We start from the raw sequence: 26,515 nt of genomic DNA, 5'->3' as shown, positions 1-26,515 counted from the left end.
GCCGGGATGCCGCAAGCGGGTCCCGGGTCAATCACTCGCTGAAATCAGGAGATTTACATGAGCACTGCATTTTCCTTGGCTCCGCTGTTCCGCCATTCCATCGGTTTCGATCGTTTCAACGATTTGTTCGAATCGGCCATGCGCAATGAGCCCGGTAGTTCCTACCCGCCCTACAACGTCGAAAAGCATGCGGACGACCAGTACCGCATAGTCATTGCCGCCGCCGGTTTCCAGGACGATGACCTGGAGCTGCAGGTCGAGCGTGGCGTGTTGACGGTGAGTGGCGGCAAACGCGCCGACAGCGCGCAGAACGTCACCTATCTGCACCATGGCATCGCTCAGCGGGCCTTTAAGTTGTCCTTCCGTCTGGCCGACCATATCGAGGTCAAGGCTGCGGCATTGGCCAACGGCCTGCTGAATATCGACCTGGAGCGGGTCGTGCCAGAAGAGGCGAAGGCCAAGCGCATCCCGATCAACGCCGCGCGTGCAGCGCTGGACAGTTAATCTTCGCCGTATCAACAAGGGCGCCGAGAGGCGCCCTTGTTCATTTCAGTTTATGACGCCACGCCAGTCTCGGCCGCTAGGCCAGGCTTTCTCGCTGGGCGTCGAGCAGCGCCATAAAGGCTTTCGCCGCATTCGACAGGGTCCGCTCGGTGTGCAGGATATAGCCGAGTTGGCGCCTGAGCTGGATGCCCGGCAGCGGCAGGCGCGCCACCTGTTCATCGAGCATGGTGCGCGGCAGCACGCTCCAGGCCAGGCCGATGGACACCATCATCTTGATCGTCTCCAGGTAGTTGGTGCTCATGCCGATGTTCGGCGTCAGGCCTTCGGCGGCGAACAGTTTGCTGACGATGTGGTGGGTAAAGGTATTGCCGCCGGGGAACACCGCCGGATGCCGCGCCACGTCCGCCAGGCTGATGGCGCCGCTGCGCGCCAGCGGGTGCTCGGGGGCGGCGACGAAGTCCAGCGGATCGTCCCACACCGCCACCGCTTTGACCGGTGCGTGGGTTTCCGGCGCCAGGGTGATCACCGCCAACTCGGCGCGACCATGGAGGATTTCCTCATAGGCGACTTCCGAGTCGAGAAACTGGATATCCAGCGCCACCTGTGGATGCGCCCGGGTAAAGGCGCGCAACAGCGGCGGCAGGCGATGCAGGCCGATGTGGTGGCTGGTGGCGAGCGTCAACCGGCCGCTCACCTCACCATTGAGATTGGTCAGGGCGCGGCGGGTGTCATCGAGCACATTGAGAATCTGATAGGCGCGCGGCAGCAGGGCGCGGCCGGCCTCGGTCAGGCTGACTTCGCGGCCCAGGCGATCGAACAGGCGCACATTCAGCTGTTGTTCGAGACTGGCGATGCGCTTGCTGATCGCCGGCTGGGTGAGATGCAGGCGTTCTCCCGCCGCGGAAAAACTGCCGGTTTCGGCGATGGCGATAAAGGCGTTGAGGCTGGCCAGATCCATGCTCGAATTCCTGTTGGTTATCCAAAGTATGAAAAATATGAATTTGAGTTATTTAATGCAAGTCCCTAGGATCATCCACATAAGCCAAAGGGCTATTTAATAGCCCTGGCATAGAAACACGCTGATGAGGATTTTCTGATGGCCGGCAAAACGCTCTACGACAAGCTCTGGGACGCGCACGAGGTTAAACGTCGGGATGACGGTTCGTCGCTGATTTATATCGACCGCCACATCCTCCACGAAGTGACCTCGCCGCAAGCCTTCGAGGGTCTGCGTTTGGCTGGGCGTAAGCCGTGGCGCATCGATGCCAACATCGCCACCCCGGATCACAACGTGCCGACCACGCTGGCCGAGCGTAAGGGCGGCATCGCGGCCATCGCCGACGAAGTCTCGCGCATCCAGGTGCAGACTCTCGACGATAACTGCGATGAGTTCGGCATCCTCGAATTCAAGATGAACGACCTGCGTCAGGGCATTGTTCACGTCATCGGCCCGGAGCAGGGTGCGACCTTGCCGGGTATGACCGTGGTCTGCGGCGATTCCCATACCTCGACCCACGGTGCCTTCGGTGCGCTGGCTCACGGTATCGGCACCTCCGAAGTGGAGCATGTGCTGGCGACCCAGTGCCTGGTCGCGAAGAAGATGAAGAACATGCTGGTCAAGGTCGAAGGGCAGTTGCCTTTCGGCGTCACCGCCAAGGACATAGTGCTGGCCATCATCGGCAAGATCGGCACCGCCGGCGGCAACGGCCATGCCCTGGAGTTCGCCGGCAGCGCGATTCGCGAGCTGTCGATGGAAGGGCGCATGACCATCTGCAACATGGCCATCGAAGCCGGCGCGCGCGTGGGCCTGGTGGCGGCGGACGAGAAGACCGTCGCCTACATCGAAGGCCGTCCGTTTGCGCCGAAAGGTGCGGATTGGGCCGCAGCGGTAGAGGCCTGGAAGGATCTGGTGTCCGATCCTGATGCAATATTCGACAGCGTGGTTGAGTTGGACGCCGCGCAGATCCAGCCGCAAGTGACCTGGGGCACCTCGCCGGAGATGGTCTTGCCGGTGGATGCGCATGTACCCGACCCGAGCCAAGAAGCCGACCCGGTTAAGAAAGACTCGATCGAACGGGCCTTGAAGTACATGGGCCTGGCGGCGAATCAGGCGATTACCGATATCCAGCTGGATCGCGTGTTTATCGGCTCCTGCACCAACTCGCGGATCGAGGATCTGCGCGCTGCCGCGGCTATCGCCAAAGGCCGCAAGGTAGCCTCGACTGTTAAGCAGGCGCTGGTGGTGCCGGGCTCCGGTCTGGTCAAGGCGCAGGCCGAGCAGGAGGGGCTGCACACCATCTTTATCGAAGCCGGTTTCGAATGGCGGGAACCGGGCTGCTCGATGTGCCTGGCGATGAACCCGGACAAGTTGGGCAGCGGCGAGCATTGCGCGTCCACCTCCAACCGTAACTTCGAAGGTCGTCAGGGCGCAGGCGGGCGTACCCACTTGGTCAGCCCGGCGATGGCTGCCGCGGCCGCGGTGACCGGTCGGTTTATCGATGTACGTGAATTGATTCAGGCCTGAGGAGAGCGAAGATGAAAGCCTTTACCCAACACACCGGGCTCGTCGCGCCGCTCGACCGTGCCAACGTCGACACCGACCAGATCATTCCCAAGCAGTTTCTCAAGTCGATCAAGCGCACCGGCTTCGGCCCGAACCTGTTCGATGAGTGGCGTTACCTGGATGTCGGTCAGCCGAATCAGGACTGCTCGAATCGTCCGCTGAATCAGGACTTCGTGCTGAACTTTCCGCGCTACCAGGGCGCCAGCGTGCTGCTGGCGCGCGAGAACTTCGGTTGCGGTTCCAGCCGCGAGCACGCGCCCTGGGCGCTGGAGGAGTACGGCTTCCGCGCCATCATCGGGCCGAGCTTTGCCGATATTTTCTACAACAACAGCTTCAAGAACGGCCTGCTGCCGATCGTCCTCGCCGAGAGCGACGTGGATGAACTGTTCCAGCAGTCCGAAGCCAGCGTTGGCTACCAACTGACCGTCGACCTGGCGGCGCAGACAGTGACCCGTCCGGACGGCAAGCAGTACAGCTTCGAGGTCGATGCCTTCCGCAAGCATTGCCTGCTCAATGGCCTGGACGACATCGGTCTGACTCTTCAGGACGCCGAGGCGATCAAGGCTTTCGAGATCAAGCATCGGCAGAGCCAGCCCTGGCTGTTCCGCGACGCTTGAAACCAGGTGCAGCGCAAACGCACTAGATAAATCGTCATCCCGCCTAGGTGGAGACGACGCGCACTACGGTTTCAGGGCTTCGCCAGTAACCGCCACAGCACCGGAGAGCATCGAGATGAGCAACAAAGCCCACGAGCAGGTAGTCCAGCGTCAGTTTGGCGAGCAGGCCAACGCTTATCTGAGCAGCCAAGTGCATGCTCAAGGGGTTGAGTTCGCGCTACTGCAGGCAGAGGTCGAAGGGCGTGCGGATGCGCGCGTGCTCGATCTCGGCTGTGGTGCCGGGCATGTCAGCTTCCAGGTTGCCCCCTTGGTGGGTGAGGTGGTGGCCTATGACCTGTCGGCGCAGATGCTCGAGGTGGTCGCCGCAACTGCCGAGCAGCGTGGGCTGGGCAATGTGCGCACCGAGCGCGGTGCCGCCGAGAAGCTGCCGTTTGCCGATGGCGAGTTCGATTTCGTCTTCAGTCGCTATTCGGCGCACCATTGGAGTGACCTGGGTTTAGCGCTGCGGGAAGTGCGTCGCGTGCTTAAGCCGGGTGGCGTGGCGGCCTTTATCGATGTGATGTCGCCGGGTAGCCCGCTGCTGGATACCCATCTGCAAACGGTGGAAGTGCTGCGCGACACCAGCCATGTACGCGACTATTCGGCGGCCGAGTGGTTACAGCAGGTCGGCGAAGCGGGTCTCTATACACGCAGCCATACGCGGCAGCGTTTGCGCCTGGAGTTTGGCTCCTGGGTCGAGCGCATGCGCACCCCGGAGGTGTTTCGCGCGGCCATCCGGGCCTTGCAGGCTGCGGTGGGCGAGGAAGTGCGCGAGTATTTCGAGATAACCGACGACGGCTCTTTCAGCACCGACGTGCTGGTGCTCTGGGCCGAGCGTTAAGCTTTTGTTGGTCGGCTGGGTGCGCCACAGAGCGCAATCCGCCACTTGAATTTAACGAGGAAAGGCATGAGCAAGCAGATTCTGATTCTTCCCGGTGACGGTATCGGCCCGGAAATCATGGCCGAAGCGGTCAAGGTGCTGGAAGCGGCGAACGATAAGTTCAACCTGGGCGTCGAGCTGAGCCACGACGAGCTGGGCGGCGCGGCCTACGACAAATACGGCACGCCGCTGGCGGACGAAACCCTGGCCCGCGCCCATGCTGCCGATGCGATTCTGCTCGGCGCGGTCGGTGGTCCGAAATGGGACGGCCTGGAGCGTCCGCTGCGCCCGGAAATGGGCCTGCTGAAAATCCGTTCGCAGCTGGGCCTGTTCGGCAACCTGCGTCCGGCCATTCTGTACCCGCAACTGGCCGAGGCTTCGACGCTGAAACCGGAAGTGGTTTCCGGTCTGGATATCCTCATCGTGCGTGAGCTGACGGGCGGTATCTACTTCGGTAGCCCGCGCGAGTTGCGGATTCTTGACAGCGGCGAGCGTTATGCGCTCGACACACTGCCCTACAGTGAGAGCGAAATTCGCCGCATCGCCAAAGTCGGTTTCGACATGGCGCGCCTGCGCGGCAAGAAACTCTGCTCCGTCGACAAGGCCAACGTGCTGGAATCCAGCCGCCTGTGGCGCGCCGTGGTCGAGGAAGTGGCGAAGGACTATCCGGACATCGAGCTGTCTCACATGTACGTCGACAACGCGGCGATGCAGCTGGTGCGCGCGCCCAAGCAGTTCGACGTGATCGTCACCGATAACATGTTCGGCGATATCCTCTCCGACGAAGCCTCCATGCTCACCGGTTCCATCGGCATGCTGCCGTCGGCATCGCTGGACGCCAACAACAAGGGCATGTTCGAGCCGTGCCACGGTTCGGCGCCGGATATCGCCGGTCGCGGCATCGCCAACCCGTTGGCGACCATTCTGTCGGTGTCGATGATGCTGCGTTACAGCTTCGCTGAAGTGGCGGCGGCCGAGGCCATTGAGCAAGCTGTCGGCGTGGTGCTGGATCAAGGTCTGCGCACCGGCGATATCTACTCCGAGGGCACCACCAAGGTCGGCACTCGCGAGATGGGCGATGCGGTAGTTGCGGCGTTGCGTGCACTCTAAGGCGCAGGTAATCTCTCGGGTCCGTTGCCTGGCAGCGGCCCACTTTTTATTGAAGGTGTAGTTGCGATGAAACGTGTAGGTCTGATCGGTTGGCGCGGTATGGTCGGTTCCGTACTCATGCAGCGGATGCTGGAAGAACAGGATTTCGATCTGATCGAGCCGGTGTTCTTCACCACGTCCAATGTTGGCGGCCAAGGCCCGGCCGTGGGCAAGGAGATTGCTCCGCTGAAGGACGCTTACAGCATCGACGAGCTGAAAAGCCTCGACGTGATCCTCACCTGCCAGGGCGGCGACTACACCAGTGAAGTGTTCCCCAAGCTGCGCGAAGCGGGCTGGCAGGGCTACTGGATCGACGCGGCCTCGTCGCTGCGGATGGACGACAACTCGGTCATCGTGCTCGACCCGGTTAACCGCAAGGTGATCGACCAGTCGCTGGACGCTGGCACCAAGAACTACATCGGCGGCAACTGCACCGTCAGCCTGATGCTGATGGCCTTGGGCGGCCTGTTCGAGGCCGGTCTGGTCGAGTGGATGAACGCCATGACCTATCAGGCTGCGAGCGGGGCAGGGGCGCAGAACATGCGCGAACTGATCAAGCAGATGGGCGCGACCCACGCGGTGGTGGCGGATGATCTGGCCAACCCGGCTAGCGCGATCCTCGACATCGACCGCAAAGTGGCCGAAGCCATGCGCAGCGAAGCCTTCCCGACCGAGAACTTCGGTGTGCCGCTGGCCGGCAGCCTGATTCCCTGGATCGACAAGGAATTGCCGAACGGCCAGAGCCGCGAAGAGTGGAAGGGCCAGGCCGAGACCAATAAGATCCTCGGTCGCTTCAAGAGCCCGATTCCGGTCGATGGCATCTGTGTGCGCATCGGCGCCATGCGCTGCCACAGCCAGGCGTTGACCCTGAAGCTGAACAAAGACGTGCCGCTGAGCGATATCGAAGGGCTGATCAGCCAGCACAACCCTTGGGTGAAACTGGTACCGAACCAGCGCGAAGTCAGCATCAAGGAGCTGACGCCGACTGCGGTGACGGGCACCTTGAGCGTACCGGTCGGTCGTCTGCGTAAGCTCAACATGGGGTCGCAGTATCTGGGCGCCTTCACTGTCGGTGACCAACTGCTGTGGGGCGCTGCCGAACCGCTGCGGCGCATGCTGCGTATTCTGCTCGAGCGTTAATTCAGACCAGGCGCCGACGGGCTCGTCGGCGCTTGATTGCCTGGGCGCGGGGTGGCGGTTAAAGTGCCGCTCCCCGTTTCGCCTGAGGTAGTTCCATGAGCCAGCCCTTCGATATCGCCGTGATTGGCGCCACCGGCACCGTCGGTGAAACCCTCGTCCAGCTTCTCGAAGAGCGCGCGTTCCCCGTGGCTACCTTGCATTTGCTGGCCAGTATCGAGTCGGCCGGTCAGTCCGTGCCGTTTCGCGGCAAAAACCTGCGGGTGCGGGAAGTCGATGAGTTCGACTTCAGCAAAGTGCGCCTGGTCTTCTTTGCCGCTGGCGAGCAGGTGACCCGTACCTATGCGCCGCGTGTGCATGCGGCCGGTTGCGCGCTGATCGACTTGTCCGGTGCTTTGCCGGCGGAGCAGGCCCCGCGAATAGTGCCCGAGGCTAATGCAGAGCTGCTCGAGTCGCTGTCCGCACCTTATCAGTTGACTAGTCCGAGTGCCTCGGTAGCCGCTTTGGCCGTGGTGCTGGCGCCGTTGCGCGCTCTGCTGACGCTGCAACGTGTGAGCGTCACGGCCTGCCTGGCAGTCTCCAGTCAGGGGCGCGAAGCTGTGGTCGAACTGGCGCGGCAAACGGCCGAACTACTCAATGTGCGCCCGCTCGAGCCACGGTTTTTTGATCGGCAGATCGCGTTCAATCTACTGGGTCAGGTCGGGCCGGCAGATGACGCTGGGCATACGCTTGTGGAGAAGCGTCTGGCCGATGAGCTGAAGCAGGTTCTCGCCGCTCCGGCGTTGAAAGTGGCAACGACTTGCGTGCAGGCTCCGGTGTTTTTTGGCGATAGCCTGAGCCTGTCGCTACAGTCGGCAAACGCGGTCGATCTAGCGGCAGTCTGTGCGGCTCTGGACAGCGCGCCGAGCATCGAGCGGGTAGAGCTGGGTGACTATCCGACGGCGGTGGGTGATGCGGTGGGTCAGGATGTTGTATACGTGGGGCGAGTGCGTAACGGACTGGATGATCCGAGCGAACTCAATTTGTGGATTGCGTCTGATAATGTACGCAAAGGCGCGGCTCTGAACGCTGTGCAAATAGGTGAGTTGTTGATAAAACACTATCTGTAAAAGATACTTACCTGGAAATTTGAAGAATCATTCGAGCTTGGCCTATCTTGGTGATACAGGGGGCTGAGCTGTTTGCTGGTGGGGAACCGCTGCAAGGCGGAACAGGCAGCAACTATAAGACCCTCTCGCCCGTCGAGTAAAAAGATAAAACAAGGGATAACGCTATGGCTCGGGTTCGCAAACTGGTGCTGGCAATCGCGGCTGCTTCGGCGCTGACCTCCGGTGTGGCACAGGCGCTAGGGCTCGGGGAAGTGACCCTGAAGTCTGCGCTGAATCAGCCGTTGGTGGCCGAAATCGAATTGGTGGAGGTGCGCGATCTGGCCTCTAACGAGGTGATTCCGAATCTGGCGTCTCCTGAAGAGTTCAACAAAGCCGGCGTTGATCGCCAGTATTTCCTCACCGACCTCAAGTTCACTCCGGTGCTCAAGCCCAATGGCAAGAGTGTCATTCGCGTGACCTCGAGCAAGCCGGTGCGCGAGCCCTACCTGAATTTCCTGGTTGAAGTGCTCTGGCCAAGTGGTCGCGTGCTGCGTGAGTACACCCTGCTGCTCGACCCACCGCTGTATTCCCCGCAAACCGCGGCAGCCGCTGCCCCTCAGCTTCCGGTTGCCGCTCCGGCGCCACGTTCGCTGGCAGCTCCTGCTCCGCGGCCTGCGGCACCGGTAGCCACTGCACCGATTAGTCGTCCTGCGGCCCCAGTTGCACCGCCAGCCCCTGTCGCAACCAGCAAGCTGGAAGGTAATGAATACAAGACCACCTCCAGTGACACCTTGTGGGACATCGCCCAGCGTGTGCGTGCCAGTGGTTCGGCGCACCAAGCCATGCTGGCTATTCAGGACCTCAATCCGAATGCCTTCGTTGACGGTAATATCAACCGCTTGAAAAGCGGTCAGGTGCTCCGTCTGCCCGACGAACAACAGATCAAGAGTCGTTCGCAGAGTGAGGCGATTGCCCAGGTCTCCGAGCAAAACGCCGCCTGGCGCGAAGGTCGCAGCTTGGCCGCTGCCGGTACGCGTCAGTTGGATGCGACCAAGCGCAGCGCAGCGGGCGCCGCTCCAGCGCAAGCCGAAAGCAAAGACAGCCTGAAACTGGTTTCTGCCGAAGCGGGAAAGGCCACGGCCGGCAGCGATAAAGGCGCGAGCGGTGATAGCAAGGCGCTGAATGACAAGCTGGCTGTCACCAAAGAAAGCCTTGACTCCAGCCGTCGTGAGAATGACGAGTTGAAGGGTCGCATGGGCGATCTGCAGAGCCAATTGGACAAGCTGCAACGCCTGATTCAACTGAAAGACAGCCAGCTCGCCAAACTGCAGGCTGATTTGGCTACACAGGCCAAGCAGCCCAGTACCGAGGTTGCTGCTGTGCCGGCCGCGCCAGTCGTTGCCGCGCCGGCGCAACCGACTCCTGTAGCGGAGTCGGCAGTGCCGGCCCCGACCGCACAGCCAGCCGCGGCTCCAGACTATAACTCCAGCGAGGAGCCGGCCGCTAAACCCGAAGTCGCGCCTGTGGCCGTTGCTCAACCGCCAGCCACTGAGGCTCCAGCCGCGCAACCAGCCGCCCCTGCTGCCGAAGTGCCGGCTCAAACCATCCAGAGCGCTCCGACCCCCACCCCGGCGGCAGAAGAGGTACCCTCAACCAGCCTCGTCGACACGCTGATGGCTAATCCCATGTTGCTGGGTTTGGCTGGTGGCGGGGCGTTGCTGGCGCTGCTGGTTGGTTTGATGGTGCTGTCGCGGCGCAATGCCCTGAAAGAGGCCGAACTGCAGAGCAACCTGGCTGCCGGAGACGAAGAAAGCCCCTTTGATACCGATCTGGAGTTGCCGGACAGCAGTTTTGATGGTCTGGATAGCGATGCTGTCACCGAGGCGGTGGCGCCGGCCTCAGAGGATCGCGTTACCGCACAAACTGGTGATGTGCTCGGTGAGGCCGATATTTACATTGCCTATGGCCGCTTTACTCAAGCTGCCGAATTGCTGCAGGACGCCATCAACGATGAGCCGCACCGCAGCGACCTGCGCCTGAAACTGATGGAGGTGCAGGCCGAACTGGGCGATCGCGAAGGTTTTGCCCGTCAGGAAAGTGAGTTGCGCGAAATCGGCGGAGCTAGCGTTGAGACCGAACAGCTGAAGTCCAAGTATCCGGCCATGGCTGCTTTGGCTGTAGCCGGTTTGGCTGGTGCGGCGGCTGCCGATGAGCTGGATAGCTTTAGCCTCGACGATCTGACACTGGATGAGCCAGTCGCCCATGCTGTAGATCAGGACGATGCTTTCGATTTGAGCTTGGACGAACTTGAGGCCGAGCTTGATTGTGATCTGCCTGCCTCTGGCCGCAATGACTCTTTGAGTGATTTTGCTGAGCTGAGCCTGGATAGCGATTTGGATCTGGCCTCGCCAAGCCTATCGGCCGTACCTGCGGCAGGTGGCCTGGACTTCGATCTGAGCTTGGATAGCGAAACCGCTGCCGACAGCTTGGCGTTGACTGATGATCTGGCCGATTTCAGCCTGGATCTGGACGGGGACAGCAAAGCTACTGTTTCGGAGGAAGATGATTTCCTGCTGAGTCTGGATGACGAGTTGAGCGCCGCTCCGACCATGAATGAGTTTGCCGATCTGAGTTTGGATCTGTCAGAAGAAAGCTTGGGTGCTGATCTGGAACTGGCGGCGGATTTCGACCTGTCCCTGGCTGAAGAGGCCCCGACTACATCTGCTGCGGATAGCTTTGCGGCGCAGCTTGATGAAGTCACCGCCGAGCTGGATCAGTTGAGCGAAAGCTTGGATCAGCCTGCTGGGTTTGATGAGCTCATCGCTCCGGCTACCAGCGCACCGCAATCGACTAGCCTGGATGCCGACGACGATTTCGACTTCCTCTCCGGTACTGACGAGACGGCGACTAAGCTGGATTTGGCGCGGGCCTACATCGATATGGGTGACACCGAAGGCGCTCGCGACATTCTCGATGAAGTGATTACCGAAGGTAGCGATGGCCAACAACAGGAAGCGCGCGAATTGATCGCTCGTATCGTCTGATCCATGACTGAAGCAATACCGACAGCGGCAGCCGAAATGGCTGCCGTTGGCTTTTCCAGAATTGCCCTTGGCGTCGAATATAAAGGCTCACGCTATCGTGGCTGGCAGCGCCAGGCCTCGGGTGTGCCGACGGTTCAGGAAGTGCTTGAAACTGCACTGTCCAGGGTGGCTGACTCCCCGGTTTCGTTGATGTGTGCAGGGCGCACCGATGCCGGTGTGCATGCCTGTGGTCAGGTCGTGCACTTTGATACGCAGGCCGAGCGCTCGCTTAAAGCCTGGGTGATGGGCGCCAATATCAACCTGCCGCCGGATATCAGCGTGACCTGGGCGCAAGTGATGCCGGCGCACTTCCATGCGCGCTTCAAGGCTGTCGCCCGGCGTTATCGCTATGTGATCTACAACGACCAGATTCGCCCGGCGCATCTGGCCGAGGAGATCACCTGGAATCACCGCCCGCTGGATGTCGAGCGCATGCGTGAAGCGGCGCAGGCGTTGGTGGGTACCCATGATTTCAGTGCATTTCGGGCCGGGCAGTGTCAGGCGAAATCGCCGATCAAGAAGATGCACCACCTGCGCGTTACCCAGCACGGCAAGATGATCGTGTTGGATGTCCGGGCTAACGCTTTTCTTCATCACATGGTGCGTAATATCGCCGGGGTGCTGATGACCATTGGTGCTGGCGAGCGGCCGGTCGAGTGGGCGAAGGAGGTGCTGGAGGCTCGCATACGGCGTTCCGGTGGCGTTACCGCGCATCCTTTTGGGCTCTATCTGGTGCAGGTCGAGTACCCGCCTGAGTTTGTCTTGCCAGCGCGTTACATCGGGCCGCATTTCCTTTCGGGCTTGCCGGAACTCGCGGCTGACGCCTAAAAAGGCATTTGCTACCATTCATAGTCTTTCCATGAAGGTGTCGCATCTTGTCAGCCGTTCGCAGCAAAATTTGTGGCATTACTCGAATCGAGGATGCGCTTGTCGCCGCCGAAGCCGGTGCGGATGCCATTGGCCTGGTGTTTTACGCCAAAAGCCCGCGGGCGGTCAGTGTTCAGCAGGCGCGGGCGATTATCGCGGCCTTGCCACCGTTCGTGACCACGGTTGGGCTCTTTGTGAATGCCAGCCGCTGTGAGCTGAACGAGATTCTCGATGCTGTGCCGCTGGATCTGTTGCAGTTCCACGGTGACGAAACAGCGGCCGACTGCGCCGGTTACCATCGCCCCTATATCAAGGCGCTGCGGGTCAAACCTGGTGATGACATAGCGGCGCAAGCGGCTCAATATTCCCAAGCTTCCGGTATCCTGCTGGACACTTACGTAGCTGGGGTGCCGGGCGGCACCGGTGCGGCCTTTGATTGGTCGCTGGTGCCACATGATTTGTCCAAGCCGATTATCCTGGCGGGTGGGCTCTGTGCGGAGAATGTCCGCGCCGCGATCCGGCAAGTGCGTCCCTATGCGGTAGATGTCAGCGGTGGCGTGGAGGCGAGCAAGGGCATCAAGGATGCGGAAAAGATTCGTGCCTTCATCCGCGAAGTCGGTTGTGCCTGACTTCGACGGCATGCAGGCATGGTCTTGGGGGCGGCGCGAGCGGGTGCTGAATTACCCATAGTTGCTCGCTGTGGGCGCTGCTGGCGGATTGAAGCTGGATTCTCTATGTGACGGGCGAAGATTCTTGGCCGTCCATTAGCCTGGAGTTGCAGGAGGGTCTTGGGGCCGTACCGAACTTCGCATGATGTCGCGCGGTTAACGCTATGACGAAGAACAAAAGGGCGTGGCTGGTTCAGCCATGCCGAGAGTCGGGCCAGTGACAGAGGGCTAGACGTTTCTAGTGGAATTGTCGCCCGGATAGTCGACGGTGTGGTGGTAGGCTTTGCGTTGCTCAAGCGATTTGCTGAATGCGCAGAGTCGACCCTGACTAAGACTGCAATCGTGAATTTGCTCAAGGACATGTGCGCGGCAATCGCTCGTTAGCGCGTCCGGGCCAACAGCTTTGGAGAATAAGTGCATGAGTAACTGGCTGGTAGACAAGCTGATCCCCTCGATCATGCGTTCCGAGGTGAAGAAAAGCTCGGTACCCGAGGGCCTCTGGCATAAATGTCCGTCTTGCGAGGCGGTGCTGTATCGCCCCGAGTTGGAAAAGACCCTGGATGTCTGCCCCAAATGCCACCACCACATGCGTATCGATGCGCGTGCCCGGCTGGATATCTTCCTCGATACGGAAGGGCGCGAAGAAATCGGTGCCGAGCTGGAGCCGGTTGACCGTCTGAAATTCCGCGACAGCAAGAAGTACAAGGATCGCCTGACCGCCGCGCAGAAGCAGACGGGCGAGAAGGATGCGCTGATCGCCATGCGCGGCACCCTCGAGAAAATGCCCGTGGTGGCCTGCGCCTTTGAGTTCTCCTTTATGGGCGGCTCGATGGGCGCCATTGTCGGTGAGCGCTTTGTTCGCGCCGCCAACGTGGCGTTGGAGCAGCGTTGCCCGCTGGTCTGTTTTGCGGCTTCCGGCGGTGCACGGATGCAGGAAGCGCTGATCTCGCTGATGCAGATGGCCAAGACTTCCGCGGTATTGGCGCGTCTGCGTGAAGAGGGTGTGCCGTTCATCTCCGTGCTGACCGATCCGGTGTACGGCGGTGTATCGGCCAGTCTGGCTATGCTCGGCGACGTGATTGTCGCTGAGCCGCGCGCGCTGATCGGTTTCGCCGGCCCGCGAGTGATCGAGCAGACCGTGCGTGAGAAGCTGCCGGAAGGCTTCCAGCGTAGCGAGTTCCTGCTGGAGCATGGTGCGATCGACATGATCATTCACCGCGAAGAGCTACGCCCGCGCCTGGCTAGGTTGTTGGCGCAGCTGATGCGTTTGCCGTCACCTGTTCCGGCATGACTGACCGTACCCTGGCCGACTGGCTCGCTTATCTAGAGCAGCTGCACCCCTCGGCGATCGATATGGGGCTGGAGCGCTCGCGTGAAGTGGCGCGCCGGCTTGGCCTGGGTAAGCCGGCGGCCAAGGTCGTCACGGTTACCGGCACCAATGGTAAAGGCTCCACCTGCGCTTTTTTGGCCGCGCTGCTGCAAGAGCAGGGTCTGAAAGTCGGGGTCTACAGCTCGCCACATCTCCTGCGTTACAACGAACGCGTGCAGATTGCGGGTGTCGATGCCTCGGATGCGGAGCTGTGCGAAGCCTTTGCCGCCGTTGAGGCCGCGCGCGGCGAGATCTCCCTGACCTATTTCGAAATGGGCACCTTGGCAGCCTTCTGGCTGTTCGAGCGTAGCGGTCTGGACGCGGCGGTGCTGGAAGTGGGCCTGGGTGGGCGGCTCGATGCAGTCAATCTGATCGACGCCGATCTTGCCCTGGTCACCAGTATCGGTCTGGATCATGCCGATTGGCTGGGCGATAGCCGTGAGTCGGTGGCTGCCGAGAAGGCCGGTATTTTCCGCGCTGGGGTGCCGGCTTTGTGTGGTGATCTTGAGCCGCCGCGGCCGTTGCTGGAACAAGTGGCAGCGTTGGGCTGTCCGTTCTTCTTGCGCGGGCGTGATTACGACTTGGCCGTTGCCGAGCAGGCTTGGCATTGGCGTGGTCTGACGCTGGCCGGTACAGTGCTTGAGTTGCATGACCTGCCGTTGCTCGATCTGCCCATGGAGAATGCGGCCTTGGCGCTGCAGGCTTATGCCTTGCTTGGTCTGCCCTGGCAGTCTGAGCGGATTGCCGCTGCGCTGCTGCGCACGCGGGTGACCGGCCGTTTAGATCGGCGAACGCTGAACTGGCAGGGTAAGTCACTCACGCTGCTGCTGGATGTTGGGCATAATCCCCATGCCGCTGAATATCTTGCGCAGCGTCTAGCGAGCCGACCCGTGGCGGGTAAGCGTCTGGCAGTCTTTGGCTTGCTGGCCGATAAGGATCTACCGGGGGTTTTGGCTCCGCTGCTGGATGAGGTGCAAGGTTGGGCGGTAGCGCCGCTGCCGACTGCGCGCACGCGTCCGGCCGCCGAACTGGAAGCGGCCTTGCTCAACCAAGGCGCGACGGTCACGGCTTACGCCGATGTGGCGGCGGCGCTGGAAGGGCAATGTGCTCGGGCTTCGGCGGATGATGAAGTTCTGCTGTTCGGATCTTTTTATTGCGTGGCCGAGGCCCTGGACTGGCTGGCCCGCCATGCCAAGGGGGAAGTAGGGGATGGCTTTGCTGGATAAAGGACTCAAGCAACGGATAGTCGGCGCCCTGGTGCTGGTCGCGTTGGCGGTAATTTTTCTGCCGATGCTGCTGTCCCGCGAGGACGAGTTACGCCGCGTGGTGGTCGAGGCGCCAGCCATGCCGCAAGCACCGGCTATGCCGCAGGTGGTAGTCGAGCCGGTCGCGGTGCCGGAGCCGCAGTTGTTGCCGGAAGAGCCGGTGCCGGTCGATCCCGTCGCAAGCGCGCCGCCGCAGGCGCCGCCAGCACTGCCAGTAGCGCCGAGCCAGCCGCCGGTTCAAGCCAGTGCACCAGTGGCGCCGACTCCTACTCTTGCGCCTATTCCGGCGCCGAGTCGTCTGGATGCGAACAGTCTGCCGGTCAGTTGGTCGATCCAGTTGGCCAGCCTGTCTAACCGTGCCAGTGCGGAGAGCCTGCAGAAGACCCTGCGTAGCCAAGGCTACAACGCCTATATCCGCAGTGTTGACGGGATGAACCGGGTATTTGTCGGCCCGCTGATTGAGCGCGCCGAGGCCGATCGCTTGCGTGATCAGTTGACGCGCCAACAGAAGCTCAAGGGTTTTATCGTTCGCTTCCAGCCAGAGAGCAGCTAAGGACCCGTTCAAGAGAAGGTGGCAAATCAGACGCTTTGTCGTGCTGGTGTCAGATGTTTTAAGCGCAAAGGCGCTGAATAAATCCGAGTCGGTCGAATCCTCGGCTTACCCCTTGGGAAGGGCTCTGTTAAAATGCAGCGCCTTTTCCGTTCGTAGGCTGCACCGTGCCATTCACCTGGGTCGATTGGGCGATTATCGCCGTCATCGCCGTCTCCAGCTTAATCAGCTTAAAACGTGGCTTCGTTAAAGAGGCTCTGTCGCTGGTCACCTGGATCATTGCTGGGGTCGTCGCCTGGATGTTCGGTGGCGCGCTCTCGCAGCATCTCGTCGAATTTATCGAAACACCCTCGGCCCGCGTCATTGCCGGCTGCGCCATTCTGTTTGTAGCCACCTTGTTGGTCGGCGCCTTGCTCAATTTCCTCATTGGCGAGCTGGTCCGGGTCACCGGCCTTTCGGGCACTGATCGTGTTCTCGGCATGGCCTTCGGCTCCGCGCGCGGAGCTTTGTTGGTGGTGCTGCTGGTCGGCTTGCTCAGCCTGGCACCGGTGCAACAGGATTCTTGGTGGCAGCAGTCGAGTCTGGTGCCGCATTTCTTGTTGGTCGCCGACTGGTCGAAAAATCTCATTTTGGGGCTTGCCAGTCAGTGGCTTGCCAGCGGTATCAGCGCACCTGCTGAGCTGCCGTTTAAAGAAGGTCTCTTGCAGCCTAAACTGCCGTAAGAGCTTTCAGAATTAGCCTGATTCACTGAGTAGGGGTTGCGTCACATGTGTGGCATCGTCGGTATCGTCGGTAAGTCGAACGTCAATCAGGCGCTGTATGACGCGCTAACCGTCCTCCAGCACCGCGGCCAGGACGCTGCCGGTATCGTGACCAGCCATGACGGCCGGTTATTTCTGCGTAAAGACAACGGTCTGGTGCGCGATGTGTTCCAGCAGCGCCATATGCAGCGTCTGGTCGGCCACATGGGCATCGGCCATGTGCGTTACCCGACTGCCGGCAGCTCCAGTTCTGCCGAGGCGCAGCCGTTCTACGTCAACTCGCCGTATGGCATCACGCTGGCGCACAACGGTAATTTGACCAACGTCGAGCAACTGGCCAAGGAGATTTACGAGTCCGACCTGCGCCACGTCAACACCAACTCCGACTCGGAAGTGCTGCTCAACGTGTTTGCCCATGAGCTGGCCGTACGCGGCAAGCTGCAGCCAACCGAAGATGATGTGTTCGCCGCGGTGAGCGATGTGCACAAGCGTTGCCGCGGTGGTTACGCGGTGGTGGCGATGATTACCGGTTACGGCATTGTCGGTTTCCGCGATCCGAACGGGATCCGCCCGATCGTCTTCGGTCAGCGTCACACCGACGAAGGCGTGGAGTACATGATCGCCTCGGAAAGCGTCTCGCTGGATGTCCTCGGTTTCACCCTGATCCGTGACCTGGCGCCGGGCGAGGCGGTGTACATCGCCGAAGACGGCAAGCTCTCTACCCGTCAGTGCGCGACTAATCCGCATTACTCGCCGTGCATCTTCGAACACGTCTACCTGGCGCGTCCGGACTCGATCATGGACGGTGTCTCGGTGTACAAGGCGCGCCTGCGCATGGGCGAGAAGCTGGCGGAGAAGATCCTCCGCGAGCGTCCGCAGCACGATATCGACGTGGTCATCCCGATTCCCGACACCAGTCGCACGGCTGCGCTGGAGCTGGCGAACCACCTGGGGGTGAAGTTCCGCGAAGGCTTCGTGAAGAACCGTTATATCGGCCGCACCTTCATCATGCCGGGGCAGGCGGCGCGGAAGAAATCCGTACGCCAGAAGCTCAACGCCATCGAGCTGGAGTTCCGCGGCAAGAACGTCATGCTGGTGGACGACTCCATCGTCCGTGGCACCACCTGCAAGCAGATCATCCAGATGGCGCGCGAAGCCGGGGCGAAAAACGTCTACTTCTGCTCGGCCGCGCCGGCCGTGCGTTACCCGAACGTGTATGGCATCGACATGCCGAGCGCCCATGAGCTGATCGCACACAGCCGTACGACCGAAGAAGTGGCCGAGCTGATCGGCGCCGATTGGCTGATTTACCAGGATCTTAGCGACCTGATCGATGCGGTGGGTGGCGGAAAGGTCAAGATCGAGCATTTCGACTGCTCGGTTTTTGATGGCAACTATGTCACCGGCGACGTCAACGAGGCTTATCTGAACAAGATCGAACAGGCGCGTAACGATTCGTCCAAGGTCAAGACCCACGCGGTCAGCGGTATCATCGATCTGTATAATAATTGATCAATCAAGTGCTCGATAAAACAACTGACGGAGTAGCGGCATGACAGAGGATTGGGATGCCGGCCGGCTGGACAGCGACCTCGAAGGTGTAGGTTTCGACACCCTGGCGGTACGCGCCGGTCAACGCCGCACGCCGGAAGGCGAACACGGTGAGCCGTTGTTCTTCACCTCCAGCTATGTCTTTCGCACCGCAGCGGACGCGGCCGCGCGCTTTGCTGGCGAGGTGCCGGGCAACGTCTACTCGCGTTACACCAACCCGACGGTGCGCGCTTTTGAAGAGCGTATCGCCGCGCTGGAAGGTGCCGAACAGGCTGTCGCGACGGCCTCGGGCATGTCGGCCATTCTGGCCACGGTGATGGCCCTCTGCAGTGCGGGCGATCACGTACTGGTTTCGCGCAGCGTGTTTGGCTCGACCATCAGCTTGTTTGAAAAGTACCTGAAGCGTTTCGCTGTGCAGGTCGACTACGTGCCGTTGGCGGATCTGTCTGCCTGGGCAAATGCTTGCAAGCCCAATACCAAGCTGCTGTTCGTCGAGTCACCGTCCAATCCGCTGGCCGAACTGGTGGATATCGCGGCCTTGGCCGAGGTGGCGCATAGCCATGGGGCGTCGCTGGTCGTGGACAACTGCTTCTGCACGCCGGTGTTGCAAAAGCCGTTGGCCCTGGGGGCGGATATCGTTGTGCACTCTGCGACCAAGTTCATCGACGGTCAGGGGCGATGCCTGGGCGGCGTAGTGGCAGGTCGTGCCGAGCAAATGAAAGAAGTCGTGGGGTTCCTGCGAACCGCTGGGCCGACGCTCAGTCCGTTCAATGCCTGGGTGTTCCTCAAGGGCCTGGAAACCCTGCGCCTGCGCATGCAAGCCCATTGTGCCGGCGCCCAGGCTTTGGCCGAGTGGCTGGAGCAGCAGCCCGGCATTGAGAAGGTGCATTACGCTGGCTTGCCCAGTCACCCGCAGCATGAGTTGGCCAAGCGCCAGCAGAGCGGCTTCGGTGCGGTGGTCAGTTTCGAAGTGCAGGGTGGCAAGGACGGTGCCTGGCGCTTTATCGACGCGACTCGCCTGCTTTCCATCACCGCCAACCTGGGTGACAGCAAGTCCACCATTACCCACCCGAGCACCACCTCGCATGGGCGCCTATCGCCGGAGGAACGCGCGGCTGCGGGTATTCGTGACAGCCTGATCCGCGTTGCCGTAGGTCTGGAAGATGTGGCCGACCTCAAGGCAGACCTGGCGCGTGGTCTCGCAACCTTGTGATTGACTGGGGAGTGCAACCCGCGACCCCGAATAACGGCAGAGTTGCGCTAGTCACCGGTGCGGCGCGCGGCATTGGTTTGGGCATCGCGGCCTGACTGATCGCCGAAGGTTGGTAGGTGGTGTTGGCCGATACCGACCGCGTGCGTGGCTCCAAGGTAGCCAAGGCCTTGGGTGACAATGCCTGGTTCGTGGCGATGGACGTTGCCCAGGAAAGCCAGGTAGTGGTCGGGGTGGCCGAAGTGCTCGGCCAGTTCGGCCGCCTCGATGCGCTGATCAATAACGCCGCCATCGCCGAACCGCATAACCCGCCTCTGGAAAGTCTCGAGCTGAATCAGTGGAATCGGGTGTTGGCGGTCAATCTCAGCGGCCCGCTGCTGCTGGCCAAGTATTGCGCGCCTTATCTGCGCGCTCATTACGGTTCTATCGTCAATCTCACCTCTACCCGCGCTTGGCAGTCCGAGCCGGACTCGGAAGCTTGCGCCGCCAGCAAAGGCGGCCTGCTGGCACTGACGCACGCGCTGGCGGTCAGTCTCGGCCCAGCGGTGCGGGTTAACGCGGTCAGCCCCGGTTGGATCGACGCGCGCGATCTTTCCGCGCGCCGCTGTCCGACCTCGAGCATGCCCAGCATCCGGCTGGTCGGGTGGGCACTGTCGAGGACGTTGCCGAGTTGGTCGCCTGGCTCTTGTCGGGCAATGCCGGCTTCGTCTCTGGGCAGGAGTTTGTGGTCGACGGTGGGATGACGCGCAAGATGATTTATCTCTGAGCTCTGCTCCTGCTAGAGGCGCACTCAAGTCCACCCCATGCATGTCAGCGGCGCACCCGCTTCAGCAAGGTCTAGTCTTGTAGGACTAACCACAGATGAAGGGGTGCACATGAGCCTGATACTGTTCTTGATTATTGGCGCTATCGCCGGCTGGATTGCCGGTAAGTTGATGCGCGGTGGCGGTTTTGGTCTGGTCGGCAATCTGGTGGTGGGGATAGTCGGCGCGGTAATCGGTGGGCACTTGTTCAGCTATCTCGGTGTGTCGGCAGGTGGAGGGGTGATTGGCTCACTGCTCACGGCGGTGATCGGTGCGGTAGTGTTGTTGTTTATCGTTGGCTTGATCAAAAAAGCTTGAGCCGTACCCCATAAAAAACAGGCGACGTCGCTGAAAGGCACGTCGCCCGTTTTTTATGCGCCTGTTGGTGGCGCGGCTCGACTATTGGCGCAGGTCGATCGCCGAGTCGCCATGGCCGTCGAACAGCTTTCCGGGGTTGTGCGGCAGAAGACCCGGGCGAGCGGTGTTGGTTTGGTCGCCGAGCACGCGGATGTCACTGTATTTCTTCCCGGACAGGGCCGCCAGACCGGCGCCGTCGCGGACCACGCTGGGGCGCAGGAAGACCATCAGGTTGCGCTTGACGTGCTGGTCCCTGGTCGAGCGGAACAGCCGGCCCAGCCAGGGGATATCGCCCAACAGCGGGACTTTCGAGTCGGTCTTGGTGATGTCGTCCTGAATCAGCCCGCCGAGCACTATGACCTGGCCATCTTCGGCGAGGATGGTGCTCTTGATCGAGCGCTTGTTGGTGATCAGGTCCACCGCCTGAGCGGTGAGGGTGGCGGCGGGGGCGATGGAGGAGATCTCCTGCTCGATCTCCAGGCGCAGGGAGGCGCCTTCGTTGATGTGCGGGGTGACCTTGAGGGTGACGCCGATATCCTGGCGCTCGATGGTGGTGAAAGGGTTGTTAGCCCCGGATGCATCGGTGGTGAAGGTGCCGGTCTGGAAGGGCACGTTCTGGCCGACCAGGATTTCCGCCTTCTGGTTGTCCAGGGTCAGCAGGCTCGGGGTGGACAGCAGGTTGCTGTTGCTGTTGGCCGACAGCGCGGTGATCAGGGCGCCGAAGTGGTCGGTGCCGATGCCGATGATCGCGCCATCCGGAAGGGTGTTCAGCAGCGGATTGTCTACGTCGTTCTTGGTGTCTTGAATGGCTTGCAGCACGGAACCGACCGACAGTCCGGTGCCGCCGAAGTTGACCCCGCCGAGTCCGCCGGTGTTGCCGCGGGCATCTACTGCCCATTGCACGCCGAGGGCATCGGTGATATCGCCGGATACCTCGACGATGGCCGCCTCTACCAACACCTGGGCGCGCGGTACATCGAGCTGGCGGACGATGTCTTCCAGCGTCGCCACCAGGTCTGGTTCGGCCAGTAGAACCAGGGCATTCAGGCTCTCATCGGCACGAATCATGATGTCCTGCGGCTTGCCGGCGGCTTCGCCGGTGGCGGCTGGAGCTTTCAACCCTTCGGAAATTTCCCCGAGAGTCTGCGCCAGCGCCTTGGCATCGTTATGCCGCAGGCGGATCACGCGAGTGTTGGCCGAGCGCGTGGTGGGAGTATCGAGAGACTGTGCCAGCGCCACCAGTTTGGCGCGGGCGGCCGGCGGGCCCAGGAGGATCAGGCGGTTGGTGCGGGCATCGGCAATGACCTGAGCACCGGAGGCGCCTTTGGCCTGGCCGCGGGCGAGGGCGGCATTGAGTGCTTCGGCGGCATCCATCACCCAGGCGTGCTGCAGGTTGAGCACGCTGTAGTCGTGATCGCTCTTCTGGTCGAGCTGATGGATCAGGTCTTCGATGCGCGCGATATTGGCGCTGCGGTCGCTGATGATCAGGGCGTTGGCCGAGGTCACTGCGGCCAGGTGACCGTATTGCGGTACGAGTGGGCGGATCAGCGGAATCAGCTCCGTCACCGAGCCGTGCTGCACCTGGATCAGACGGGTTTCCAGGCGATCTGGCGCGGCGCGGCCGCCATCGGCTTCGGCCTTGGCTTCGGCGTTGGGCACGATGCGGGCCTGCTCGCCTTGCGTGATCACGCTAAAACCGTGAGTGGCCATCACCGAGAGGAACAGTTGATAGATCTCGCTCAGCGACAGTGCCGCCTTGGACACCACGCTGACCTGGCCCTTGACCCGTGGATCGACGATGAAGGTCTCGCCGGTGATCTCGGCGATCTGGTCGATGAACTCGCGGATTTCGGCGTCCTTCAGGTTGATCGTCCAGCGCTCCTCCTGTTGGTTGGCGCTTGTTGATGCGGGTGTGATCGCCGCACTCGACGGCAGTGGCATAGCCATCAGGCCGGTGGCGAGCAGGGCGCAAGTGAGGCGAGAGAGAATCGGGGACATCGTGTCAGTCGCTTTCCGTGGGCTGTTCGGTGGAATTGGGTTCGGCGGCGGGTAGGGTGCCGGCGGCATCCATCTGTTGACGCAGGGCGTCCATGCGTTCGCGCAGCTGTGCGGCATTGTCTTCCTGCAGCGTAGACAATTGATCGACCGAGTCTTCTGCGGGTGCGGCTTCGCCATCGCTAGCGCTGTTTGCGCTGTTCTTGCGGGTGGGGAAGGGCAGGCTTTCCAGGTGGCCATTGCGTTCAAGCTCCACGCGGTCGCGATAGACCGCATGCAGGCGGACCCCTTGGTCCAATTCGACGCCGACGGCATAGCGCTGTGGTTTGCTGCCTTCGCGCTGGATGATCGCGCTAGAACGTTGCGGATTGGCATGTACGAAGCTGCCATGCAAGCTTAGGCGCAGATTAGTGGCCGGTGGTGGAGCATCGCTGGCTGTGCTGCTGGTGCCGAACAGGGGTTCCAGGCGTTCCAGTGCAGGGGCTGCGAGCACGGCGGGGGTATCGGTGCTGGTGGAGTGGGCCGGAGCACGCAGCAGGCGCAGCCAGTCGGTAGTTTGCCAGGCTAAACTGAGGCTCATGGCTAGGATCAGCGCGGCACCGACTAATGTCGGGGCCTGCAATTGCAGCCAGCGCTGAGATCCAGGGAAGGGCAAGGGCGTCACTCCGTGAATTTGTTGTTATTGGTGGTGTGGATCGCGGCTCGATCATAGCAGTTAGCAGGCTTGGCTCCGCAACCAATTCGGGGGGTGTGTGCCATAGTCTGATGTGCTAAAGATAGACCGCTGTGATTCCTCCCGTAGCGGGAGCATTTATAACAACAAAAAATGCGGAGTCGCGACGTACGCCGGTCAAATTTGCCTGTGATACTTGCTCAAGATTACCGTTTGAAGGCCCGATCAATATGAACGCTCTCCCTGCCGAGGCGCCGCTACGCCGGCTGCCATTCAGTTTCGCCAGGCGCCATGGTGTGGTGCTGTTGGTCGAGTCTGACCAGGCTTGTCTGGGGCACCGGCCCACGGTTGAGCTGGTGGCTCTGGTCGAAGCGCAGCGTTTCGCCGGGCGGCGTCTGCCCTTGCGCGCGCTCTCGGCCGACGCCTTTGAACTGGCCCTGGCCAATGCTTACCAACACGATTCCGTCTCCATGCAGCTGGCCGAAGATATCGGTGGCAGCATGGACCTGGCTGCTCTGGCCGAGCAGATTCCAGAAACCGAGGACTTGCTGGAGCAGGAGGATGACGCGCCGATCATCCGCCTGATCAATGCCATCCTCGGTGAGGCGATCAAGGAAAACGCGTCCGATATCCACCTGGAAACCTTCGAGAAACGCCTGGTCGTCCGCTTCCGGGTCGACGGTATCTTGCGTGAAGTGTTGGAGCCCAAGCGCGAACTGGCGGCGCTGCTGGTGTCGCGGATCAAGGTCATGGCGCGGTTGGATATCGCCGAGAAGCGTATACCGCAGGACGGGCGAATTTCGCTGCGGGTGGGTGGGCGCGAGGTGGATATCCGGGTCTCCACTCTGCCTTCTGCGAATGGCGAGCGGGTGGTACTGCGCTTGCTCGATAAGCAGGCGGGGCGCCTGTCGCTGCAGCATTTAGGCATGTGCGCGCGGGACCGCAAACTGATGGAAGAAACCGTGCGCAAACCCCACGGGATTCTGCTGGTCACCGGCCCCACCGGCTCGGGTAAGACCACCACGCTGTATGCCAGTTTGGTCAGCCTCAACGACCGGACGCGGAACATTCTCACGGTCGAAGATCCGATCGAATACCACCTGGAAGGCATAGGTCAAACTCAGGTCAATCCCAAGGTCGATATGACCTTCGCCCGCGGCTTGCGCGCCATCTTGCGCCAGGACCCGGACGTGGTGATGGTCGGCGAAATTCGCGACAAGGAAACCGCACAGATCGCCGTGCAGGCGTCGCTGACCGGTCACCTGGTGCTCTCCACCCTGCACACCAACAGTGCCATCGGCGCCATTACCCGGCTGGTAGATATGGGTGTCGAGCCGTTCCTGTTGTCGTCTTCGCTCTTGGGGGTGCTCGCCCAGCGTCTGGTACGTGTGCTCTGCCCGCATTGCAAAGAGGCTTACCCCGCCGATGCCGCGGAGTGTGCGCTGCTGGGCGTCGAGAGTGCGCAGCCACCGCTGATCCAGCATGCCCGTGGCTGCGCCGAGTGCAAGCAGCAGGGCTATCGCGGGCGTACCGGTATCTATGAACTGGTGGTGTTCGATGACCACATGCGCAGCTTGGTGCACAACGCCGCTTCCGAGCAGGAAATGATCCAACATGCGCGCCGCTCTGGGCCGAGCATTCGTGAGGATGGTCGGCGTAAGGTGCTGGAGGGGACGACTACCCTGGAAGAAGTGCTGCGCGTGACACGGGAAGAGTGATCTAGGAACCATCATGGCCGCATTCGAGTACCTCGCCCTCGACACCAAGGGGCGTCAGCAGAAAGGCGTTCTGGAGGCCGACAGCGCGCGCCAAGTGCGGCAGTTGCTGCGTGAGCGGCAGTTGGCGCCCTTGCAGGTGAAGGCCACCCGCACTCGCGAGCAAGCCAGTAATGACGGGCATTTCAGCTTCGTTCGTGGGCTTTCCGCCCGCGACCTGGCGTTGCTGACCCGGCAGTTGGCCACCCTGATTCAGGCCGGGTTGCCGATCGAAGAAGCCTTGCGCGCCGCCGCTGCGCAATCCACCGCACCGCGTATCGAGGCGATGCTGCTCGCCGTGCGCGCCAGAGTGCTGGAGGGCAATAGCCTGGCCGCTAGCCTGAGAGAATTTCCCGCGGCCTTTCCCGAGTTGTACCGCGCCACGGTGGCCGCCGGTGAGCACGCCGGGCATTTGGGCCCGGTGTTGGAGCAGTTGGCGGATTACACCGAGCAGCGCCAGCAGTCGCGGCAGAAGATTCAGCTGGCATTGCTCTATCCGCTGATCCTGATGGTCACCTCGCTGATCATCGTTGCCTTTCTCCTGGGCTATGTGGTGCCGGATGTGGTGCGAGTATTTGTCGACTCCGGGCAGACCTTGCCGGCGCTGACGCGCGGTTTGATTGCGCTCAGTGACGCGGTTAAAGCCTGGGGCTGGTTGCTGGTGTTGCTGTTGTTTGCCGGCGGCTTTGGGCTGCGCTGGGCGTTGCGCGATGAGCGGGTCAAGCAGCGTTGGCATGGCTTGCTGTTGCGGGTGCCTTTAGCCGGACGCTTGGTTCGCGCGACCGACTGCGCGCGATTCGCCTCGACCCTGGCGATCCTCACCCGGAGTGGCGTGCCCTTGGTCGAAGCCCTCGGCATTGGTGCGCAGGTGATCGCCAACCGGGTGATTCGCGCCGAAGTGGTGCTGGCCGCGCAGAAGGTTCGCGAGGGCGGCAGCCTGACTCGCGCACTGGAGGCCAGTGGCCAGTTTCCGCCGATGATGCTGCACATGATTGCCAGCGGCGAGCGCTCCGGCGAGCTGGATCAGATGCTCGCGCGTACCGCGCGCAATCAGGAGAATGATCTGGGCGCGCAGGTCGCCTTGCTGGTGGGCCTGTTCGAGCCGTTCATGCTGGTGTTTATGGGGGTGGTGGTGCTGTTGATCGTGCTGGCCATCCTCCTGCCGATTTTGTCGTTGAATCAACTGGTGGGGTAAGCAAGTGAAGGACGTGCGCAAGCAACAGGGTTTTACCCTGATCGAAATCATGGTGGTGGTGGTGATCCTCGGGATCCTCGCGGCCTTGATCGTACCGCAGGTGATGAGCCGCCCGGATCAGGCCAAGGTCACTGTGGCCAAGGGGGATGTCAAGGCCATCTCCGCCGCGCTGGATATGTACAAACTGGACAATTACGCCTATCCGAACACCCAGCAAGGGCTCGAGGCCCTGGTGAAAAAACCCTCGGGTAACCCTGCGGCGAAGAACTGGAATAAAGACGGCTACCTCAAGCGGATGCCGGTCGATCCTTGGGGCAATCCCTACCAATACCTGGCGCCGGGCACTAAAGGTCCTTTCGATCTGTATTCCCTGGGAGCCGACGGCAAGGAAGGCGGCGACGACCACGATGCCGATATCGGCAACTGGGATCTGTAAG

General features: G+C 61.5%; 23 protein-coding genes and 1 pseudogene. 21 read left to right on the top strand and 3 right to left on the bottom strand.

All coding sequences use genetic code 11. The features are described 5' to 3' along the window. Positions 1-57 precede the first annotated feature (57 nt). Positions 58-504, top strand: a complete 447-nt coding sequence (locus FFS13_RS04875) for an Hsp20 family protein (protein WP_137817968.1) — start codon at positions 58-60, stop codon at positions 502-504. A gap of 76 nt (positions 505-580) precedes the next feature. On the opposite strand, the gene FFS13_RS04870 is transcribed toward FFS13_RS04875, so the two are convergent. Next, on the bottom strand, positions 581-1,462 hold the full coding sequence (locus FFS13_RS04870; protein ID WP_137817967.1) for a LysR family transcriptional regulator: 882 nt from the start codon (positions 1,460-1,462) through the stop codon (positions 581-583). A 138-nt stretch (positions 1,463-1,600) separates the two neighbouring features. On the opposite strand from FFS13_RS04870, the gene leuC reads away from it, so the two are divergent. From leuC to FFS13_RS04785, 17 genes and pseudogenes are all read left to right on the top strand, one after another. Beyond that, a complete protein-coding gene (gene leuC / locus FFS13_RS04865) occupies positions 1,601-3,028 on the top strand; it encodes a 3-isopropylmalate dehydratase large subunit (protein ID WP_137817966.1) in 1,428 nt (475 codons plus the stop codon). A gap of 11 nt (positions 3,029-3,039) precedes the next feature. Then, positions 3,040-3,684, top strand: coding sequence for a 3-isopropylmalate dehydratase small subunit (gene leuD / locus FFS13_RS04860; protein WP_137817965.1), 645 nt, complete (start codon positions 3,040-3,042; stop codon positions 3,682-3,684). Positions 3,685-3,799: 115 nt separating this feature from the next. After that, positions 3,800-4,564 carry a class I SAM-dependent methyltransferase gene (locus FFS13_RS04855; RefSeq protein WP_137817964.1) on the top strand — a complete coding sequence of 255 codons (765 nt, stop codon included), beginning with the start codon at positions 3,800-3,802 and terminating at the stop codon, positions 4,562-4,564. 66 nt (positions 4,565-4,630) lie between these two features. Beyond that, a complete protein-coding gene (gene leuB / locus FFS13_RS04850; RefSeq protein WP_137817963.1) occupies positions 4,631-5,713 on the top strand; it encodes a 3-isopropylmalate dehydrogenase in 1,083 nt (360 codons plus the stop codon). Between the two features lie 66 nt (positions 5,714-5,779). Further along, the gene (asd, locus tag FFS13_RS04845) at positions 5,780-6,892 is read left to right on the top strand and encodes an aspartate-semialdehyde dehydrogenase (RefSeq protein ID WP_137817962.1); all 1,113 of its coding nucleotides are present in this window, start codon (positions 5,780-5,782) and stop codon (positions 6,890-6,892) included. A 95-nt stretch (positions 6,893-6,987) separates the two neighbouring features. Continuing rightward, positions 6,988-7,998, top strand: a complete 1,011-nt coding sequence (locus FFS13_RS04840; RefSeq protein WP_137817961.1) for an aspartate-semialdehyde dehydrogenase — start codon at positions 6,988-6,990, stop codon at positions 7,996-7,998. Positions 7,999-8,162: 164 nt separating this feature from the next. Then, on the top strand, positions 8,163-11,021 hold the full coding sequence (locus FFS13_RS04835; RefSeq protein WP_137817960.1) for a FimV/HubP family polar landmark protein: 2,859 nt from the start codon (positions 8,163-8,165) through the stop codon (positions 11,019-11,021). 36 nt (positions 11,022-11,057) lie between these two features. Further along, a complete protein-coding gene (gene truA, locus FFS13_RS04830; protein ID WP_137818020.1) occupies positions 11,058-11,888 on the top strand; it encodes a tRNA pseudouridine(38-40) synthase TruA in 831 nt (276 codons plus the stop codon). A 47-nt stretch (positions 11,889-11,935) separates the two neighbouring features. Beyond that, positions 11,936-12,556: a phosphoribosylanthranilate isomerase gene (locus FFS13_RS04825; RefSeq protein WP_137817959.1), complete on the top strand. Its 621-nt coding sequence runs from the start codon at positions 11,936-11,938 to the stop codon at positions 12,554-12,556. Between the two features lie 457 nt (positions 12,557-13,013). After that, positions 13,014-13,886: an acetyl-CoA carboxylase, carboxyltransferase subunit beta gene (gene accD, locus FFS13_RS04820; RefSeq protein WP_137817958.1), complete on the top strand. Its 873-nt coding sequence runs from the start codon at positions 13,014-13,016 to the stop codon at positions 13,884-13,886. Continuing rightward, positions 13,883-15,190: a bifunctional tetrahydrofolate synthase/dihydrofolate synthase gene (gene folC, locus FFS13_RS04815; RefSeq protein ID WP_137817957.1), complete on the top strand. Its 1,308-nt coding sequence runs from the start codon at positions 13,883-13,885 to the stop codon at positions 15,188-15,190. Before accD ends, folC begins: the two co-directional genes overlap by 4 nt. Further along, positions 15,174-15,782: an SPOR domain-containing protein gene (locus FFS13_RS04810; RefSeq protein ID WP_137817956.1), complete on the top strand. Its 609-nt coding sequence runs from the start codon at positions 15,174-15,176 to the stop codon at positions 15,780-15,782. The genes folC and FFS13_RS04810 overlap by 17 nt, the downstream gene beginning before the upstream one ends. Positions 15,783-15,946: 164 nt before the next feature. Then, positions 15,947-16,501 carry a CvpA family protein gene (locus tag FFS13_RS04805; protein ID WP_137817955.1) on the top strand — a complete coding sequence of 185 codons (555 nt, stop codon included), beginning with the start codon at positions 15,947-15,949 and terminating at the stop codon, positions 16,499-16,501. 45 nt (positions 16,502-16,546) lie between these two features. Continuing rightward, positions 16,547-18,052, top strand: coding sequence for an amidophosphoribosyltransferase (purF, locus tag FFS13_RS04800; RefSeq protein ID WP_137817954.1), 1,506 nt, complete (start codon positions 16,547-16,549; stop codon positions 18,050-18,052). A gap of 40 nt (positions 18,053-18,092) precedes the next feature. Further along, the gene (locus tag FFS13_RS04795; RefSeq protein WP_137817953.1) at positions 18,093-19,304 is read left to right on the top strand and encodes an O-succinylhomoserine sulfhydrylase; all 1,212 of its coding nucleotides are present in this window, start codon (positions 18,093-18,095) and stop codon (positions 19,302-19,304) included. An 11-nt stretch (positions 19,305-19,315) separates the two neighbouring features. Then, positions 19,316-20,067 (top strand): annotated as a pseudogene (locus FFS13_RS04790) (SDR family oxidoreductase). A gap of 109 nt (positions 20,068-20,176) precedes the next feature. Then, a complete protein-coding gene (locus tag FFS13_RS04785) occupies positions 20,177-20,422 on the top strand; it encodes a GlsB/YeaQ/YmgE family stress response membrane protein (protein WP_137817952.1) in 246 nt (81 codons plus the stop codon). 81 nt (positions 20,423-20,503) lie between these two features. Here the strand turns inward: FFS13_RS04785 and gspD are convergent, their stop codons facing one another. After that, positions 20,504-22,459, bottom strand: a complete 1,956-nt coding sequence (gspD, locus tag FFS13_RS04780) for a type II secretion system secretin GspD (RefSeq protein WP_137817951.1) — start codon at positions 22,457-22,459, stop codon at positions 20,504-20,506. Positions 22,460-22,463: 4 nt separating this feature from the next. Next, positions 22,464-23,036: a type II secretion system protein N gene (locus tag FFS13_RS04775; protein WP_137817950.1), complete on the bottom strand. Its 573-nt coding sequence runs from the start codon at positions 23,034-23,036 to the stop codon at positions 22,464-22,466. Between the two features lie 323 nt (positions 23,037-23,359). On the opposite strand from FFS13_RS04775, the gene gspE reads away from it, so the two are divergent. The 3 genes from gspE to gspG are packed head-to-tail and all read left to right on the top strand — an operon-like array spanning position 23,360 to position 26,514. Next, positions 23,360-24,847 (top strand): type II secretion system ATPase GspE, encoded by a 1,488-nt coding sequence (gene gspE / locus FFS13_RS04770; RefSeq protein ID WP_137817949.1) that lies wholly within the window; start codon positions 23,360-23,362, stop codon positions 24,845-24,847. A gap of 13 nt (positions 24,848-24,860) precedes the next feature. Next, a complete protein-coding gene (xcpS, locus tag FFS13_RS04765; protein WP_137817948.1) occupies positions 24,861-26,078 on the top strand; it encodes a GspF family T2SS innner membrane protein variant XcpS in 1,218 nt (405 codons plus the stop codon). Positions 26,079-26,082: 4 nt separating this feature from the next. After that, complete coding sequence (gene gspG, locus FFS13_RS04760) at positions 26,083-26,514, top strand: type II secretion system major pseudopilin GspG (protein ID WP_371922932.1); 432 nt, start codon at positions 26,083-26,085, stop codon at positions 26,512-26,514. Position 26,515: the final 1 nt, after the last annotated feature.

Source organism: Pseudomonas sp. 2FG (assembly GCF_005502935.1).
GTDB lineage: Bacteria > Pseudomonadota > Gammaproteobacteria > Pseudomonadales > Pseudomonadaceae > Aquipseudomonas.
The sequence above is the reverse complement of the archived record's forward strand: the minus strand, read 5'-3'. Positions and strand labels throughout refer to the sequence as shown.